Origin of the sequence: Flavobacterium sp. JAS (assembly GCF_020991455.1) — a bacterium.
Taxonomy (GTDB): Bacteria; Bacteroidota; Bacteroidia; order Flavobacteriales; family Flavobacteriaceae; genus Flavobacterium.
The window spans coordinates 163,345-178,464 of the sequence record NZ_JAJMOX010000009.1 but is presented as its reverse complement, the minus strand read 5'-3'; the positions used below and the strand labels follow the sequence as shown (position 1 = coordinate 178,464).

Genomic DNA, 15,120 nt, shown 5'->3' with positions numbered 1-15,120 from the left:
TAGATTCCTTATAATTGAAATACTAAAAGCTAAATCTTCAAATTATTTTTTTTATATAAACATTTTTTTTAAACTCTCTTTATAATTTGGAATGTCTAAATTATAAACTCTCTTTATTTTATTCTTATCTAATAATGAAAATTCCGGTCGTTTTGCTGGGGTTGGATATGATGCTGATGGAATTCCACCTACATCGCAATTATAACCTCCAAATTCTTTTATTGCCAGCGCAAACTCATACCAACTTATTTCACCTTCGTTTGAATAATTGTAAATTCCAGGAATCCAATTTGAAGATTGAACAATATCTATCATTGCCTGGGCTAAATCAGCTGCATATGTTGGAGAACCTATTTGATCATTAACCACATTAATTGATTCTTTTTCCTGCATTAAGCGCTGCATTGTCTTAACAAAATTGTTACCAAAATTACTATAAACCCACGACGTTCTTATAATAATTGAATTTGGATTTTCTTTCAAACAAGCAATTTCCCCAGCTCTTTTACTTGCTCCATATTCATTAATTGGGTTTGTTTCTGCTTCTTCATCCAATGCTATTGAAGATGATCCATCAAAAACATAATCAGTGGATATATGGATTAATTTTACATTATTTTCTGCAGTATATTTTGCAATTAATTCTACCGCTAAATGATTTATCGTAAAAACCAGTTCTTTTTCAGTTTCGGCTTTATCAACTGCTGTATATGCTCCACAATTAAAAACTACATCAGGTTGAATTTGATTTAGTTGAATTCTAAGAAGATCTAAATCATCTAAAGTGATTTGAGTTCTATAAGCAAAAATCCAATTATATTGAGGATAATTTGAAGACAAAATATTTAATTCAGAACCTAACTGTCCGTTTGCTCCTGTTACAAGAATCTTTTTCATTAAAACAAACTATTACAATTATCAATAATAGGAAGTATTTGATCTTTTTCAGAGACTATTGCATCTTTTAAATCCATTCCCCAATCAATATTTAAAGATGGATCATCGTACTTAATTCCACCTTCAGAAGGTTTGTTGTAAAATTGATCACATTTATACATTACCATTGCCGTTTCACTAATAACTGAAAAACCATGTGCAAATCCTTGAGGAACTAATAATTGTTTTTTATTTTCTGCTGACAATAAGATACTAAAAGATTTTCTGTAAGTAGGTGAATTTTTTCTCAAATCTACAGCAACATCAATAATTTCTCCTTCAAGAACGCGAATTAGCTTTGTTTGAGCAAAGGGTGGATTTTGATAATGCAAACCTCTCAATGTTCCCTTTTTAGAAAAAGACTGATTATCCTGAACAAATTCAATATTAACACCTAAATCTTCAAATTTAGTTTTGCTGTATGATTCAAAAAAATAACCTCTTTCATCCCCAAAAATTGTGGGCTCAACAATTACTAAATCTTTTATAAATGTTTGTTCAATTTTCATATTAAATATACTACGTATTTTTATTTATTGAAAAAGTTATTAATTACTTCTTCTATTCTGTTTTTATCTTCTTCACTAAGATTTGATCCTGACGGTAAACACAATCCTTTTTTAAATAATTCTTCGGCAACTTTATTACCGTAGTAAGGATACTTTAAAAAAATTGGTTGTAAATGCATCGGTTTCCAAAGTGGACGACATTCTATATTTGCTTCTTCAAAAGCCAGCCTTAAATCTTCCGCACTTATATTTTTATCTACATTTTGTTCGATCAAAATAGTAGTTAACCAATAATTCGAAAAATAATCCTCATTTAATACTTCCAAAATACTTGTTCCATTAATATTCTGGAATTTTTCTTTATAAAAAGAATGTATATTTCTTCGTGCTATAAGATTATGGTCTAACATCTTTATTTGTCCGAGTCCAATTCCTGCACAAATATTACTCATCCTATAATTATAACCCACTTCACTATGCTGATAATGTACGGCTTTATCTTTTGACTGAGTAGCATAAAAAATTGCTCTTTCTTTTAATTCGAGTGAGTTTGTTATTAATGCTCCTCCACTTGAAGTTGTAATTATTTTATTTCCATTAAAAGACAATATACCAAAATCGCCAAAATTTCCGCATTTTTTTCCTTTATAATAACTTCCAAAAGCCTCAGCAGCATCTTCAATGATTGGAATATCGTATCGGTCTGCAATTGCATGAATCTCATCAACCATATATGGATTACCATATAAATGAACAGCTATAATCGCCCTAGGTTTTTTCCCTTTTTTAATCCTATCTTTTATTGCTGTTTCAAGACATTTAGGACAAATATTCCACGTGCCAGGCTCACTATCAACAAAAACAGGTTTTGCTCCTTGATATAAAATTGGATTGGCCGAAGCTGAAAATGTCATAGTTTGACAAATAACTTCGTCACCATATTTAACACCTAGTAAAATTAATGCTAAATGAATGGCCGATGTTCCAGAATTTAATGCTGTAACAAATGCTTTTTCATTATAATAATTTTCGATTTCATTTTCAAATTCATCAACATTTGGCCCGCCAGAGGTTATCCAATTTGTCTCTAATGCTTTCTGAACATATTCTTGTTCAAATCCACTTTGTCGAGATAATGATAAATAAATTCTTTTATCCATTTATATTCCAATAATCTGAAGGATAGCGAACGTCATCATAACTTACATTTGATAAAGGTAAGGTAGAAAACGAAATCAATTTTGAATTACTTTCTAACGATTCTATAGCATTTGCATAACCTGCAGGGATATGAACTACTTTACTATCAGATTCAGACACGAACACTGTTTCAATAGCAATATTTTTTGAGGGTACTTCCCAATTATCAACCTTTACAAAATGAATTTTAAAAGATCCGCTAAGGCAATAAAAATTCTTAGCGTCCAATTTATGTCCCTGCCATGCCCTAATTGGGTTATTATCAGAATTACTAATAATATAAAACCTTTCGATATCTTGAAAACTAAAATCATTTACATATGAAATAGTACCGCGATGATCTGAGAAATTGCCACCTTGAATTATTGTTGGAATCATGTATTTAACTTTAATCTGTATTTATTCAACAAATAAAATTTTAATGTATAAACCAAAAGCAAAGGTGCTACAACAATTACAAACAACAATATATCACCAACTTTCTGATATAAAAAGATAACTAAAGCTGAAATTGCGATTTGAAATAAGGCATAATAAAGGGATACCAATCTATGCTGTATTTTATATTCGTTACTTAAAACCTGATATAAATGCAAACGATGTGCTTCAAAAATATTTTGCTTTAAATACAATCTGTGCATAATTGTACAAACCGCATCGACACCATATACGGCTAAAAACAGTAACCAAATTAAAGAATTAGTTGACAAAATAAGTTTCAAAACTAAATAAATAATCCAAAAGGCAATTGCAATACTACCAACATCACCTGCAAAACATTTAGCTTTTTTTCTGTAATTAAAAAATAAAAAGACCAAACTCGCAATCATTCCGTATTTAATAAAAGAACCGTCAGTAAACCATTGAATATTGACATTGACATACAAAAGAGATCCCATTACTACTAAAGTATATAGGCCGGTAATACCATTTATACCATCCATGAAATTGTAAGCATTAATTAATCCGATAGCAAAAACGTAAGCTATTAAAACTCCCCAAATCGGAACTAAACCAAATAATCCTAAATCATAAAAAATTAAAGTAATCGATAAAAAATGAATTGAAATTCTGATTTTATTTGACAAACTTTGAATGTCATCCCAAAAACTCACTAAGCTCACTAGCGTAATTCCCGCAAAGAAAAAATAATTATTTTGAATATTTTGCACAAAATAAAGTAAGGCCGAAAACCAAAAAATTATTCCTCCGCCTCTTAGTGTTATTGCTGTATGCGAACTTCTTTGATTGGGTTTGTCAATAATATTATAATGCTCCGCAACTTTAAAATAAAGTAGCATTAAAAAAATTAAAAAAATTCCTAGAATTGTATATTCCATTATTTATCTATAAAACTTTTTATTGTTTTCTCCAGTCCTTGTTTTGTAGTATAAGGAAGTTTTTTAATTCCTATTACTTCTTTTACCTTATGATTTGAAACTCTATAATTTTCAGTTAATTTTTGAATAGTTTCTGAATTTAGAGGTAATCTTATTAAATCACCAATTCTGGCCATGCTATGAATTATATTTTTTGGAATTGCAATTTTTTTATTTTTTACTTTTAAAACTGCTGAAATAATATTTACTAATTCGTTTGTTGACAAAAATTCATCATCTGCAAAATTATATACTCCTGAAGGTATAGTACGGTCTTCTAAAATTGCTTTAACTAAAAAATTTAAATTGTCGATTCCTAGAAAAGATCTTTCATTCTCAAAAGCTGCTAAAGGATAAGGAATTCCTTTTTTTATAACACTGTAAAGAAGATTTAAATTTCCTTTGTTTCCTGGCCCATGAATCATACATGGTCTAATGATAATAACTCTTTTTTCTTCCGGAATTTCTTGTGATAGAATATATTCTTCTGCTTTAAATTTTGATTGACCATATATTGTTTTAGGGTTGGCCTTGTCATTTTCATATAAAATCCCTGAAACTTTGTCAGCAATCGCTTTTACACTACTAAAATATATAAAATCTTTAGATTCACTTTTCAAAAAGGCATTAAATAGTTTTTTTGTCAATTCAAAATTAGCTTCAAAATATTCTTTCTCACTAGATACTTTTTTTAAATCATGTGCTTTACCAGCAAGATGAATAATAGCATCTCCTTTTATCACCAATTCATTACTAAATTGGTATCGAATACTCAGAAGCTCTATTTTATTCGTGTCCTGTAAGTAATTCATAAGATTCTGTCCTACAAATCCTGAAGCTCCGGTTATAATAATCTTCATCAAATATCTATTTTTTTTATAATCAAATCCCAAATTTTAGTTTGTTCAAAATTCTCCCTAACAAATGATCTTCCTTGCTTTCCATGCATTTTTGCTATATTTTCATTTTTTAAATAAAATAAAATTTTATCTGCAATATCATTTGGATTATTTGAAATAAAAAGGCCTGTTTGATTTTCTACAATAGCCTCTTCACATCCAGTTGCTTTTGTAATAATAACTGGTAAATTCATAGCAGAAGCCTCTAATGATACAGTTGGAAATCCTTCTCTGTAAGTTGGCAATACAAAAATATCCATTAATGAGAAATAAGGAGAAGCATCTGTAACAAAATCTTCATAAATAATTGTCGGATCTGACATTATTTGATGCTTGGAATATTCTGAAATAGAATCTTTTTCTTCAATAGGACCGACCAATAATAATTTAGCATTTGAAAAATTTTCTTTCAATAAATCCCAAGCATTTATTAAATCATCAATCCCTTTATCTTTTACTAATCTACCAACATAACCTACAATTCTATCCTTAGAATTAATTTTATAATTTTCCCTTAAAGAGGTAATAATTTCCAAACTTTTATTATCTGGATTAAATCTATTCTCGGTATCGATTCCGTTACAAGTTCCAAATCCTAAAATCAAGTTTTTATGAGGATTGTTTAATTTATCATTCTCGCTAATTTGTTTAACTGAATTACTCACACAAACTACTTTTGTAGCAAAAAAACCTGTTAGTCTGTCAATGTTTTTTAATAATTTTTTTTTAAGACCTGTACTAGTTTCATAGATAATACCGTGTCTGAAGTAAACTCTTTCAGAAACATTTGCCAAAAATGCCGCAATCATTGCAACCATTCCTCCTTTCGGCGTATGTCCTACTACTTTATCAATCTTATTTATTTTTATATATTGATAAATTTTAATTATAGCTCTTAAGTCTTTTAGCGGACTAATGTCTCTGGTAATTTCTACTTCAAAAGGAATATATTCTAATTCCGTAGAATGTTTTATAAAGTCTTCTGAAGGTGAACATCCGAGATGATATTCGTTATCTGTCTTCTGTTTTAAATAAACAAACTGTTTACCAAAAAAATGATTTATCACAAAAGAAACAGTTATAATGTGAAGAATCTTTTTATTATTATTCATAAATTATTGTTACTACCTTTTATATCTAAAGTATAAATTTTGCTTTAAAATTTTATTAACTATTTATTATTAAATCACTGTCCATCCTTAAGAAATTCACAATATTTTTCACCCCATACCTGATAAGAATAACTTGATTCGATCTTTGATCTACCAGATTTACCGAATTTTTCACGATTACTTTTATTTATAATTAGATTCTCTAGGGCAACATACCACTCTTCTTCACTCTCAACTAAAAAACCATTGACATTATTATCCACTATTTCCATATTTGCAGGTACAGATGTTGCAACTACGGGTAAACCACATGCCATATATTGAATCAATTTAAAGCCACACTTACCTTTTTCCCATATCGTATTTTCAAGCGGCATAATACCAATATCAGAAGAAAGTAATTCCTCAACTTCTGTGTCTTCGGTCCATTTAATAAGTTCTAAATTAACTTCATCAATAGCTATATCGACTCCAATAACTTTTAACCTTATAACATATTTTTTAGCTAGTTTTTGCAAAACTGGAATTACAATTTTTAAATATTTTCCTGTATAAAGTGAACCTATCCAAACTATTGTTACTACATCCGTTTCGTACTGTTCTTTCGCTTTTGAGTAATTTTTTAAATCAATTACAGTTGGCAGATAAATCAAATTATTACTTTTAATTTCTTCAAAATACCAATGATTACCAACAGTAACAAAACTTGCATTTTGAGCTAATTTGTCTATTTTTGTTTCTAGAAACAATCGTTTTAATTTATTTATTTTATAACCTGTTGCTATATAATCATCAAAATCTAAGGCGTAATTTTTCCCTTTTAATAATAGTTTCTCAACAAAATAAGGAATATTTGGAAAAAGTTCTTTCTCTATCACTATCAGGTCATAATTACCAGATTTAATCAATATAAAATAAAAACGCTGACAGATAGATTTTAACTTTTGTGCAAGAACTCTAGTTTTTTTTCCTGCATATAGATTTAACACGTAGTTGTTATCTAACAAAGGTTTTATATCAAATTCAATATCATTTTCCTGAAAAAAAGGTTTATAGTTGTAGAATCTATATCTTGAAGACGCACCATCGCGATTATATTTAGATAAAAATAGTATTTTCATAAATCAAAAATGAAGAAGAAAGGGAGATTAAATATAGTTTCAAACTATAAATCTTAATAAATTATTTAATTGAGAAAAAACATGAAAAGTTTAATCAATTTTATCTTTGGATTCAAGTTTAATAGCGTTTAATGTAGCTAAAGGTAAAAATATAGTCCAGAGATAATCGAATTTACTTAAATAAGGATTGGATGCATTAACTAATAAAAAACAGATCAAAGCAGTAATTTGAGGTAGTAAATAAGAAATATAATATTTGTTTTTTCTGCAGATCATAATAGACTTATACATTATCCAAATCACCGAAGTCCCATAAACAATAATACCAAGTATTCCTGTATGAAATAATAGTGCAATATATGATAACTCATAAGCCCAAGTTGCATTTTCATCTCTAACACTTCCCTTTGCACTAGCACCTAAACCAGCTCCTATTAACCAATTATCTTCCCAACCATGTATTAAGGCATCAAACTGTTCTTTTCTCAAATAGTTGGATTCTGCTTCAGGATTATCAAATTCAAAAGAAGAATTAAGTTCAGTAATAAGATTATCGTTATCAATTGCCATATATGTTATGGTTGTCAAAGCTACCACAAAGAATAATGAAACAGGAATTATAAATCTTTTTAAGCCTAAATCAATTCCTATGATTTTTAATAATAACATAATAAGAACAGGGCTTATACCACAAACAAGCCAAAATGCTCTTCGAGCAGAAATAAATATTAGAAATAAGGAAACAATTAAAGTGAATCTAATTAAATTTTTACTTATTCTTAAATCATTAAATTTTTCAGGTATAAAAATTAAAGTCAAAACAAATATAAATGTATAAAATACTGTTGCAAGGTTCATTGAATTTAATTCTGTTGCACCTCCCTCCCAAAAAACTCCAAAATCCTGAGATTTTACGAGGTAACTTATATCTATTGGAAATCCAAAAAAATTATTAAATATAAAAATAACAATCAAAGCTGCGGAAGCAAGTCCTCCAAAAATAATTACTTTTAGTAAAGGAATAATATCCTCCTTTTTATTAGACAAGCCAATAAAATATAAATAAAGAATGGGCCAAACAATATAAACAGTAGTTACTGATATAGCACCCGGAGCAGCTCTAACTATTCCATTTAAAATAAATACAAAAGAAAAAAAAATATTTACCAGACCAATATTTAATAATAATTTGTCATATCTAAATGAAGAAAAACTATTATTGACCAAAATAAGAACTAATATAATTAATAACAATATCCCCCTTGGAGCTTGAAAAGAAGCAGGAAGTATTAACATCAGAAAAAAGAAAACGCAAATAATTTTATTTCCTATGCTTCTATTTATAGTCATTACTTACTGTATATTTTTTTAAAAAACAAATACCCAATATGTGGCCAATAAACAGGATTGAACAAATTGAATAATTGTTTTATTTCTTTCTCAAAGAAAATATAATATATTATTTCTCTGGTTCGATTTCTATCTAATGCCATTGATGTCAAAAAAGATTTTGGCAAATTTGCAAATATATATTTGCTTTCTGTAAAATTTTTCCTAGCATTTAAATAGGAATTATTTGAAGCATGTATTCTATACTTAACCAAAACATCTTTAATACAAATTGCATTTGTATATAGAGACGATTTTAACAATATCTCAAAGTCTTCATTTTGCTCTAAGAATTCACTAAATCCTCCTGTTAGATCTAAAACATCTCGTTTTATAATAACGGTCGAAAAAATTATATAATTACCTTTTAATAAGTTATTATAAATTGATCGTGAATTATGAGATTTATACAGGAACTTTGAATAAAAATCAGCTTGTCTAACCGCACTTTCTGTATCAGAAGTTAAAAGGGTTTTAAAACCGCAGAAGGATATGCCCGCATCTTTTTGTTCAATCAAGCCATCCAATTGCTTTTCCAGTTTTTCAGGCAACCAAACATCATCACTATCCAAAAATGCAATATATTCTCCTTTTGCTTTTTGAATAGCAAGGTTTCTCGCGGCACTAAGCGGCTTATTAATTTCTGCTAAATGATAACATATTCTCTTGTCGCCATAAGATTTTACAATAGTTGAAGTCTCATCAATCGATTTATTATCCCAAAAGATCAATTCCCAATTTTCATAACTTTGAGACAAAACTGAATCGATAGCTTCTCTTAAATACTCCTCTCCATTGTAACAATTCATTATAATGGATACTAAGGGTAAATTTATTTTATTTCCAATCATAAGATATAATACTATTTTCTAAAGGAAGAGTAATTGATTCTAATGGGTCATGCCCTTCATTTATTATATTAGCTAATAAAGCAAAATTTTCAGATATACATTTAAAACTGTACCACAATCCCGGTGGCATGCTTAATAAATAATAATTATCAGTATCATTTAAAACTATTTCATCAAACTGTCCTCTAGAAGGAGAATCAACTCTATCATCAAAAATAACAATTTTCACATCTCCAAAAGGAACACAAAAATTCTGATGCAATCTGTGGTGTAATTTCCAACCTTTAATTACCTGTGGATTTATTTTGGAATAGTAAGCTTCTCCAAATCCTTTAAAGCTACTATCAGTTGACTTCAAATAATGATAAACAGCACCTCTTTCATCTCTAATTTGCTTTAAAGGTGCTATTTGCAAATCATGAATTTTTGTAACAAGACTATTCATTTAATGCCCATTTGATTTTACGCTCTTTTGCTTTGGATGTGTATAAATTAATTTGATCGTTAGTAAAATCAAATACTGATTTTTTATCGAAATAAAAATTAGCATACCAAGACATCGTAAAATCTATTGTCTCTTCAAATCCCATAACTGGATACCACTCTAAATTAATATTTGCTTTATCACAAGACAACTTTAATAAATTTGCTTCTTTTTTTCCATCATCAATGTACTTGTTTATCCATCCTGGAGAATTTTGCCAAAGACCTTTCATTTCATCTATCAATTCACCAACATTTTTATTAACTTTTGAGTCTGGACCAAAATTATATGCATTATTTCTATGTTTTGAATTCGATTCATAAAGCTCAGCACCCACACTTAAATAACCACTTAAAGGCTCTAAAACATGTTGCCATGGCCTCGTACTATATGGACTTCTAATCTCAACCGGCGTATTTTTTGACCAGGAACGCACAATATCAGGAATGATTCTATCTTTAGCCCAATCACCTCCCCCGATTACGTTTCCTGCACGTGTTGTACAAATATTAGGGAATCCTTCCTTAAAAAAGGAATGCATATAGGATTTAGTTATAATTTCTGCAGCCCCTTTAGATCCACTGTATGGATCTTCTCCTCCTAATCTATCGTCTTCTCTATATCCATAAACCCATTCAACATTATCATAGCACTTATCACTTGTAATTATTACCCCTACCTTTATAATGTCATCTAGTTTTCGAATGACTTCCAAAACATTTAAAGTTCCAATCATATTTACATCGAAAGTCTCTCTTGGATTTTCATAAGAATCTCTTACTAAAGGTTGAGCTGCAAGATGAAAAACAAATTCAGGTTTAAAATCTTGACAAACTTTCAGAAGTTTTTCGTAATCTCTAATATCTCCAAAATGGTGTTCAATTTTATCTTCAAGATTCAATTCTTCAAAATGTGACGGAGTGGTTGGAATGCTAATAGAATAACCTGCAACTTCTGCACCTAAATTTAGCAACCATGTTGTTAACCATGTTCCTTTAAAACCTGTATGGCCTGTAACTAATACTTTCTTATTTCTATAAATGTCTTTAAACATACCTACCATTTTTTCCAAGGTGCATTTTCTTGCGCCCATATTTCATTTAAATTATCTCTATCTCTAATTGTATCCATACATTGCCAAAAGCCATCATGTTTGTACGCTACTAACTGATTATCTTTTGCTAAATTTTCGAGTGGTTCTCTTTCTAAAATTGTTGAGTCATCTGTTAGATAATCAAAAATTTTATAATCAAAAACAAAATAACCTCCATTTATCCAACCTTCTCCGGTTTGTGGTTTTTCTTTAAATTCAAGAATATGTCCATCATCTTCCATCATTATTGAACCAAACCTAGCTGATGGTCTAACGGCTGTTAAAGTAGCTATTTTACCATGACTCTTGTGAAAGTTTACTAATTTTTCAACATCTATATCCGCTACTCCATCTCCGTATGTTAACATGAATGTTTCGCCAGGTTTAAATATCTTTTTTAAATTAAACAAACGTCCACCCGTCATACTATTTGCTCCGGTCTCATGCAAACCAATAGTCCAGTCTTCAGATAAATCATTTTCAAATTTAACGTCGCCAGAACGCAAGTTTACAATCATATCACTTTTATGCAATTTATAATTTAAGAAAAATTCTTTAATTACGTCTCCCTTGTAACCTAGTGCAACTGCAAAATCATTATAGCCATAAGTTGCATAAATTTTCATTATATGCCACAATATTGGCATACCACCAATTTCAACCATTGGTTTTGGTTTCAAAGAAGTTTCCTCACTTAAGCGTGTACCTAATCCTCCTGCTAATAGAACTGTTTTCATTAGTTTAGATAGTTATTTATAATTTTACAAATGTTTTCTACATCTGATGTGCTAATTTCAGGATGCAATGGTAATGTTATTATCTCTTTATAAACTTTTTCAGTAACTGGTAAATTATAATCAGTTTTGTAATAAGTTAATAAATGATTTGGTTTATAATGAATTCCTGTTGGAATTTTTTCTTTCTCTAATTCATCTTTAAGTCCATCTCTTTGATTGTTTAATATTCGTACAGAAACAATATGAGGAATAATATATGCGTCTTGTTCATGCTTTTGAAAGACAACATTTTGATTCGAACCAAGTAATACTTGGTATAATTTTAATAATTCAATCCTTTTTGGGCCAAATTCACTATCTAACCTACTTAATTGAACTCTTCCAATTGCAGCAAATATATTACTCATATGATAACGATATCCCTGTCTTTTTACATCAAAATCCCAACTTCTTTGTCCATTATATCTTTTATCAGAATCTTTTTCAATGGCCAATAAGCGAGCATCTTTAACAATTGACAATACGTGAGCATCATTTGTTACTATTGCACCTCCTTCTCCTGAAGTAATATTTTTTATACCGTCGAAAGAAAAACAAACTATATCTCCAAAAGATCCAATCTTCTTATTTTTATGAGTACAGCCAAATGCATGCGCGGCATCTTCAATTACTCTAAGATTGTGTTTTTTAGCAAATTCGTAAACCTTGTCAATGTTTGCGACATTACTTGCATAATGTACAACCATTATAGCTTTACTTTTATGGGTGATTCTTTTTTCTGCGTCTTCCAGATCTATAGATAAGGTATCTTCATGTACATCACAGGAAACAGGAATTGCACCAGCAGCACTAATTGCTTGATAAGATGATAAAAATGTAAATGATGGAACTAACACTTCAAAGTCTTTTTCTACAACTGCTTCTACAGCAAGATGAAGAGCAGAAGTACCAGTATTAACACAAACCACATTATCAAAAGATACTCCTAAATAATCTGCAATATCAGATTCAAACTTACCAACCTCGGCTCCCATGCCCAAATAACCATCATCCAATAATATCCTCTTTACTTCATTGGCTTCTTTTTCGCCAATAATTGATTTTGAAAGTCTTATCATGCCGTTAATTTTCTTATTCTATTATAAATTTTTAATAATCTTCCTTTTTCCATAATTGAAGAATCTATCATTGAAAAAACTAATTTAGTTTGCATGGTTTTTTCTACAAATAGATTTTTGACACTCTCAATATTATGATTATCTGTAAAATATTCCTTTGCTTTTTGCGAACTTTCCGGATAATTTAAAATAATATTATTTAATATATTTAATAACGAATCATTGCCTTTTTTATAATCTTTGTTTGTTATTAAATGAGCTAAATCAAAACCAACAGTATTATAAATTTCCCTAAAAACATAATCCTTTTTAATCTTTTTAAAAGTAAAGTCAAGCAAAATTGTTGGTTTCCCTAATTTAGCTCCCTCTAAGGCAGATGTGCCCATGGCCGTTACTATATCAAATTTATCATTAATAAAATAATCTAATTTATCATGAGGTAAAGATCCATGAAAAACTACTGAAACTTTATCGCAAACTTTTATATTTTCTTTTATATAATTTAAAAACGGACCATCTCCAACTATATGATAAACAAATTGTGTATTATTAAATTGACTGGATATTTCAGATAATTTATTAATGGTATAAACCAAAATGTAACTTTTAAAATCACATAGTCTTCCAACCCAACCGATATGAATCTCTTCCTTTGAGAAAATTTTGAGATTATTAATCTCTGTAGGGCTAGCAGGCACGGGTAAATACTCTTTCTTCTCTATATTTGAAAACAAATATTTAGCTGTAAAATCTAAATTTGTTTTATCCATAAAACAAATCGAATCAGTCTCTAATAGTAGTTTAAGATACTTCGTTAGATTCTGAAAAAGTTTATTGTAAAAAATAGAAACAAATTTATAAACACCAAAGTTGTTAATTGGTAATTTTCGCAAAAACGGAACCGGTAATAACGATGGGATTAGATTTTGTGGATGCAGATTCCAAAAAAAGATTTTTTGATCACCAATCATTTTAAGCTCTTTTGGCCAATAATAAGGCACAAAACTTTGCATTATAAGAATACTTCCTGCCGGAGGAGAAACCTCAGCATTATCATTAAAAACAATCAATTTGAGATTTGGCAGTGAAATCATGTTACGTGCCATTGCTCCATTTTCATAGTCAATTACACTAATTTCGATATCTGGTATTGATTGAGCTATTAAATTAGCCAATCGATAAAATAAAACCGGTACTCCGGAATCCTCATGATAAGGAAAGAAAAAACATAAAGAATTAAGCATTATATTAAAATTATTGTTGATAGCAATATTGTGCCAGTTCTTTTTCTATCTTAATAATTTCAGGCAAATCTTTATACTGTTTCCAAATTCCAACATTTTTTTTAGAATCTTCTATGTTAAATGATTTACTCCCTTTTTTTGACAAATTTGTCAGACCAATATGATTCTTTATCTGCCCAACTGTTTCTTCATGATTTAAAATAAAATCTTCATATCTTATTCTTAATACTCTATTATTTTGTTCTTCAATTATATTGTCTTTTAAAATTCTAAATCTTGCAATAAACTGGTCAATATTATCAAAACCAACCATTCGTTTCTTTAATTCTTCAGCATTTTTATACTTCTCAAAACTCGGAACAAATATATCTTTAGCATTAATTAAACTAGAAAAAATATCTCTCGGATCTCTATCCACAACAATTGAAAAAGAGTTCTCAACCATCTCAAGAGACATAGAAGGATTGTAGGGCTCAAAAGTATTATTTAAAACAACGTGTGTTTGATTTGAATCTCCAACTTCAGAAAATAACTTGTGAATATAACTTGATGTCAAATTAGTAAAGTGGTTTCTATCTGTATAATAAATAGTTTTCAATGAAAGTTTTCCTGACAATTTACTCCAAATTTTATCAAAAAATAATTTAGCCTTATTATCACTTAAACTATCATAGGGCCAAAAAGACTCTTGACGAACTTTACTCAGTTCCTCTATAAACTCTTCCGATATGGAAATAAACTTATGATTAAAAAACTGATTGTATCCATGCCCTGAAGCATTCCACAAAGTACTAGGTTTAAATTTATTCTGAACAGTGCCTATCCTTAAAACTAATTTTTTAAATTCATTTATTCTTGTTCTCGACCTTATTAAATTCCATCCAAAATAAATGGATAAATATAAGTCTAAAAGTCCACCCTGAACTCTAAACAATTCAAACTCTACATAGCTAGGAAATGAAAAAACACTTTCATAATCTTTTAAAAAATCTGAAACAGCAGTTTTACCTGAATGTCCATAACCTGAAACATCAACTATTTTCTTCAT

The 15,120-nt window shown here is 29.1% G+C and carries 16 protein-coding genes; all 16 read right to left on the bottom strand.

What is annotated here, in order from left to right; all coding sequences use genetic code 11:
• Positions 1–51: 51 nt before the first annotated feature.
• Positions 52–897: a dTDP-4-dehydrorhamnose reductase gene (gene rfbD, locus LPB88_RS15115; RefSeq protein WP_230716495.1), complete on the bottom strand. Its 846-nt coding sequence runs from the start codon at positions 895–897 to the stop codon at positions 52–54.
• Positions 897–1,445, bottom strand: a complete 549-nt coding sequence (gene rfbC, locus LPB88_RS15110) for a dTDP-4-dehydrorhamnose 3,5-epimerase (RefSeq protein WP_230716494.1) — start codon at positions 1,443–1,445, stop codon at positions 897–899. Before rfbC ends, rfbD begins: the two co-directional genes overlap by 1 nt.
• A 20-nt stretch (positions 1,446–1,465) precedes the next feature.
• Positions 1,466–2,605 (bottom strand): DegT/DnrJ/EryC1/StrS aminotransferase family protein, encoded by a 1,140-nt coding sequence (locus LPB88_RS15105; RefSeq protein WP_230716493.1) that lies wholly within the window; start codon positions 2,603–2,605, stop codon positions 1,466–1,468.
• Positions 2,598–3,023, bottom strand: a complete 426-nt coding sequence (locus LPB88_RS15100; protein WP_230716492.1) for a WxcM-like domain-containing protein — start codon at positions 3,021–3,023, stop codon at positions 2,598–2,600. Before LPB88_RS15100 ends, LPB88_RS15105 begins: the two co-directional genes overlap by 8 nt.
• Positions 3,020–3,985 (bottom strand): glycosyltransferase family 4 protein, encoded by a 966-nt coding sequence (locus tag LPB88_RS15095; protein WP_230716491.1) that lies wholly within the window; start codon positions 3,983–3,985, stop codon positions 3,020–3,022. The genes LPB88_RS15100 and LPB88_RS15095 overlap by 4 nt, the downstream gene beginning before the upstream one ends.
• Positions 3,985–4,884, bottom strand: a complete 900-nt coding sequence (locus LPB88_RS15090) for an NAD-dependent epimerase/dehydratase family protein (protein ID WP_230716598.1) — start codon at positions 4,882–4,884, stop codon at positions 3,985–3,987. Before LPB88_RS15090 ends, LPB88_RS15095 begins: the two co-directional genes overlap by 1 nt.
• Entirely contained in the window at positions 4,884–6,035 is a 1,152-nt protein-coding gene (locus LPB88_RS15085) for a glycosyltransferase (RefSeq protein ID WP_230716490.1), read from the bottom strand. Before LPB88_RS15085 ends, LPB88_RS15090 begins: the two co-directional genes overlap by 1 nt.
• A 74-nt stretch (positions 6,036–6,109) precedes the next feature.
• Entirely contained in the window at positions 6,110–7,156 is a 1,047-nt protein-coding gene (locus tag LPB88_RS15080) for a glycosyltransferase family 4 protein (protein ID WP_230716489.1), read from the bottom strand.
• Between the two features lie 90 nt (positions 7,157–7,246).
• Positions 7,247–8,506, bottom strand: a complete 1,260-nt coding sequence (locus LPB88_RS15075) for a hypothetical protein (RefSeq protein WP_230716488.1) — start codon at positions 8,504–8,506, stop codon at positions 7,247–7,249.
• Entirely contained in the window at positions 8,506–9,396 is an 891-nt protein-coding gene (locus tag LPB88_RS15070) for a glycosyltransferase (protein ID WP_230716487.1), read from the bottom strand. Before LPB88_RS15070 ends, LPB88_RS15075 begins: the two co-directional genes overlap by 1 nt.
• The gene (locus LPB88_RS15065; RefSeq protein ID WP_230716486.1) at positions 9,383–9,841 is read right to left on the bottom strand and encodes a dTDP-4-dehydrorhamnose 3,5-epimerase family protein; all 459 of its coding nucleotides are present in this window, start codon (positions 9,839–9,841) and stop codon (positions 9,383–9,385) included. The genes LPB88_RS15070 and LPB88_RS15065 overlap by 14 nt, the downstream gene beginning before the upstream one ends.
• Positions 9,834–10,973, bottom strand: a complete 1,140-nt coding sequence (gene rfbG, locus LPB88_RS15060) for a CDP-glucose 4,6-dehydratase (RefSeq protein WP_230716485.1) — start codon at positions 10,971–10,973, stop codon at positions 9,834–9,836. Before rfbG ends, LPB88_RS15065 begins: the two co-directional genes overlap by 8 nt.
• Complete coding sequence (gene rfbF / locus LPB88_RS15055) at positions 10,937–11,710, bottom strand: glucose-1-phosphate cytidylyltransferase (protein ID WP_230716484.1); 774 nt, start codon at positions 11,708–11,710, stop codon at positions 10,937–10,939. Before rfbF ends, rfbG begins: the two co-directional genes overlap by 37 nt.
• Complete coding sequence (locus tag LPB88_RS15050) at positions 11,710–12,828, bottom strand: DegT/DnrJ/EryC1/StrS aminotransferase family protein (protein ID WP_230716483.1); 1,119 nt, start codon at positions 12,826–12,828, stop codon at positions 11,710–11,712. Before LPB88_RS15050 ends, rfbF begins: the two co-directional genes overlap by 1 nt.
• Positions 12,825–14,003: a hypothetical protein gene (locus LPB88_RS15045; protein ID WP_230716482.1), complete on the bottom strand. Its 1,179-nt coding sequence runs from the start codon at positions 14,001–14,003 to the stop codon at positions 12,825–12,827. The genes LPB88_RS15050 and LPB88_RS15045 overlap by 4 nt, the downstream gene beginning before the upstream one ends.
• 79 nt (positions 14,004–14,082) lie before the next feature.
• On the bottom strand, positions 14,083–15,120 hold the full coding sequence (locus LPB88_RS15040) for a sulfotransferase (protein WP_230716481.1): 1,038 nt from the start codon (positions 15,118–15,120) through the stop codon (positions 14,083–14,085).

Coding starts and splice junctions, on each gene's coding strand:
- rfbD (WP_230716495.1), bottom strand. CDS start 897: ATGAAAAAGATTCTTGTAACAGGAGCAAACGGACAGTTAGGTTCTGAA.
- rfbC (WP_230716494.1), bottom strand. CDS start 1,445: ATGAAAATTGAACAAACATTTATAAAAGATTTAGTAATTGTTGAGCCC.
- LPB88_RS15105 (WP_230716493.1), bottom strand. CDS start 2,605: ATGGATAAAAGAATTTATTTATCATTATCTCGACAAAGTGGATTTGAA.
- LPB88_RS15100 (WP_230716492.1), bottom strand. CDS start 3,023: ATGATTCCAACAATAATTCAAGGTGGCAATTTCTCAGATCATCGCGGT.
- LPB88_RS15095 (WP_230716491.1), bottom strand. CDS start 3,985: ATGGAATATACAATTCTAGGAATTTTTTTAATTTTTTTAATGCTACTT.
- LPB88_RS15090 (WP_230716598.1), bottom strand. CDS start 4,884: ATGAAGATTATTATAACCGGAGCTTCAGGATTTGTAGGACAGAATCTT.
- LPB88_RS15085 (WP_230716490.1), bottom strand. CDS start 6,035: ATGAATAATAATAAAAAGATTCTTCACATTATAACTGTTTCTTTTGTG.
- LPB88_RS15080 (WP_230716489.1), bottom strand. CDS start 7,156: ATGAAAATACTATTTTTATCTAAATATAATCGCGATGGTGCGTCTTCA.
- LPB88_RS15075 (WP_230716488.1), bottom strand. CDS start 8,506: ATGACTATAAATAGAAGCATAGGAAATAAAATTATTTGCGTTTTCTTT.
- LPB88_RS15070 (WP_230716487.1), bottom strand. CDS start 9,396: ATGATTGGAAATAAAATAAATTTACCCTTAGTATCCATTATAATGAAT.
- LPB88_RS15065 (WP_230716486.1), bottom strand. CDS start 9,841: ATGAATAGTCTTGTTACAAAAATTCATGATTTGCAAATAGCACCTTTA.
- rfbG (WP_230716485.1), bottom strand. CDS start 10,973: ATGGGCGCAAGAAAATGCACCTTGGAAAAAATGGTAGGTATGTTTAAA.
- rfbF (WP_230716484.1), bottom strand. CDS start 11,710: ATGAAAACAGTTCTATTAGCAGGAGGATTAGGTACACGCTTAAGTGAG.
- LPB88_RS15050 (WP_230716483.1), bottom strand. CDS start 12,828: ATGATAAGACTTTCAAAATCAATTATTGGCGAAAAAGAAGCCAATGAA.
- LPB88_RS15040 (WP_230716481.1), bottom strand. CDS start 15,120: ATGAAGAAAATAGTTGATGTTTCAGGTTATGGACATTCAGGTAAAACT.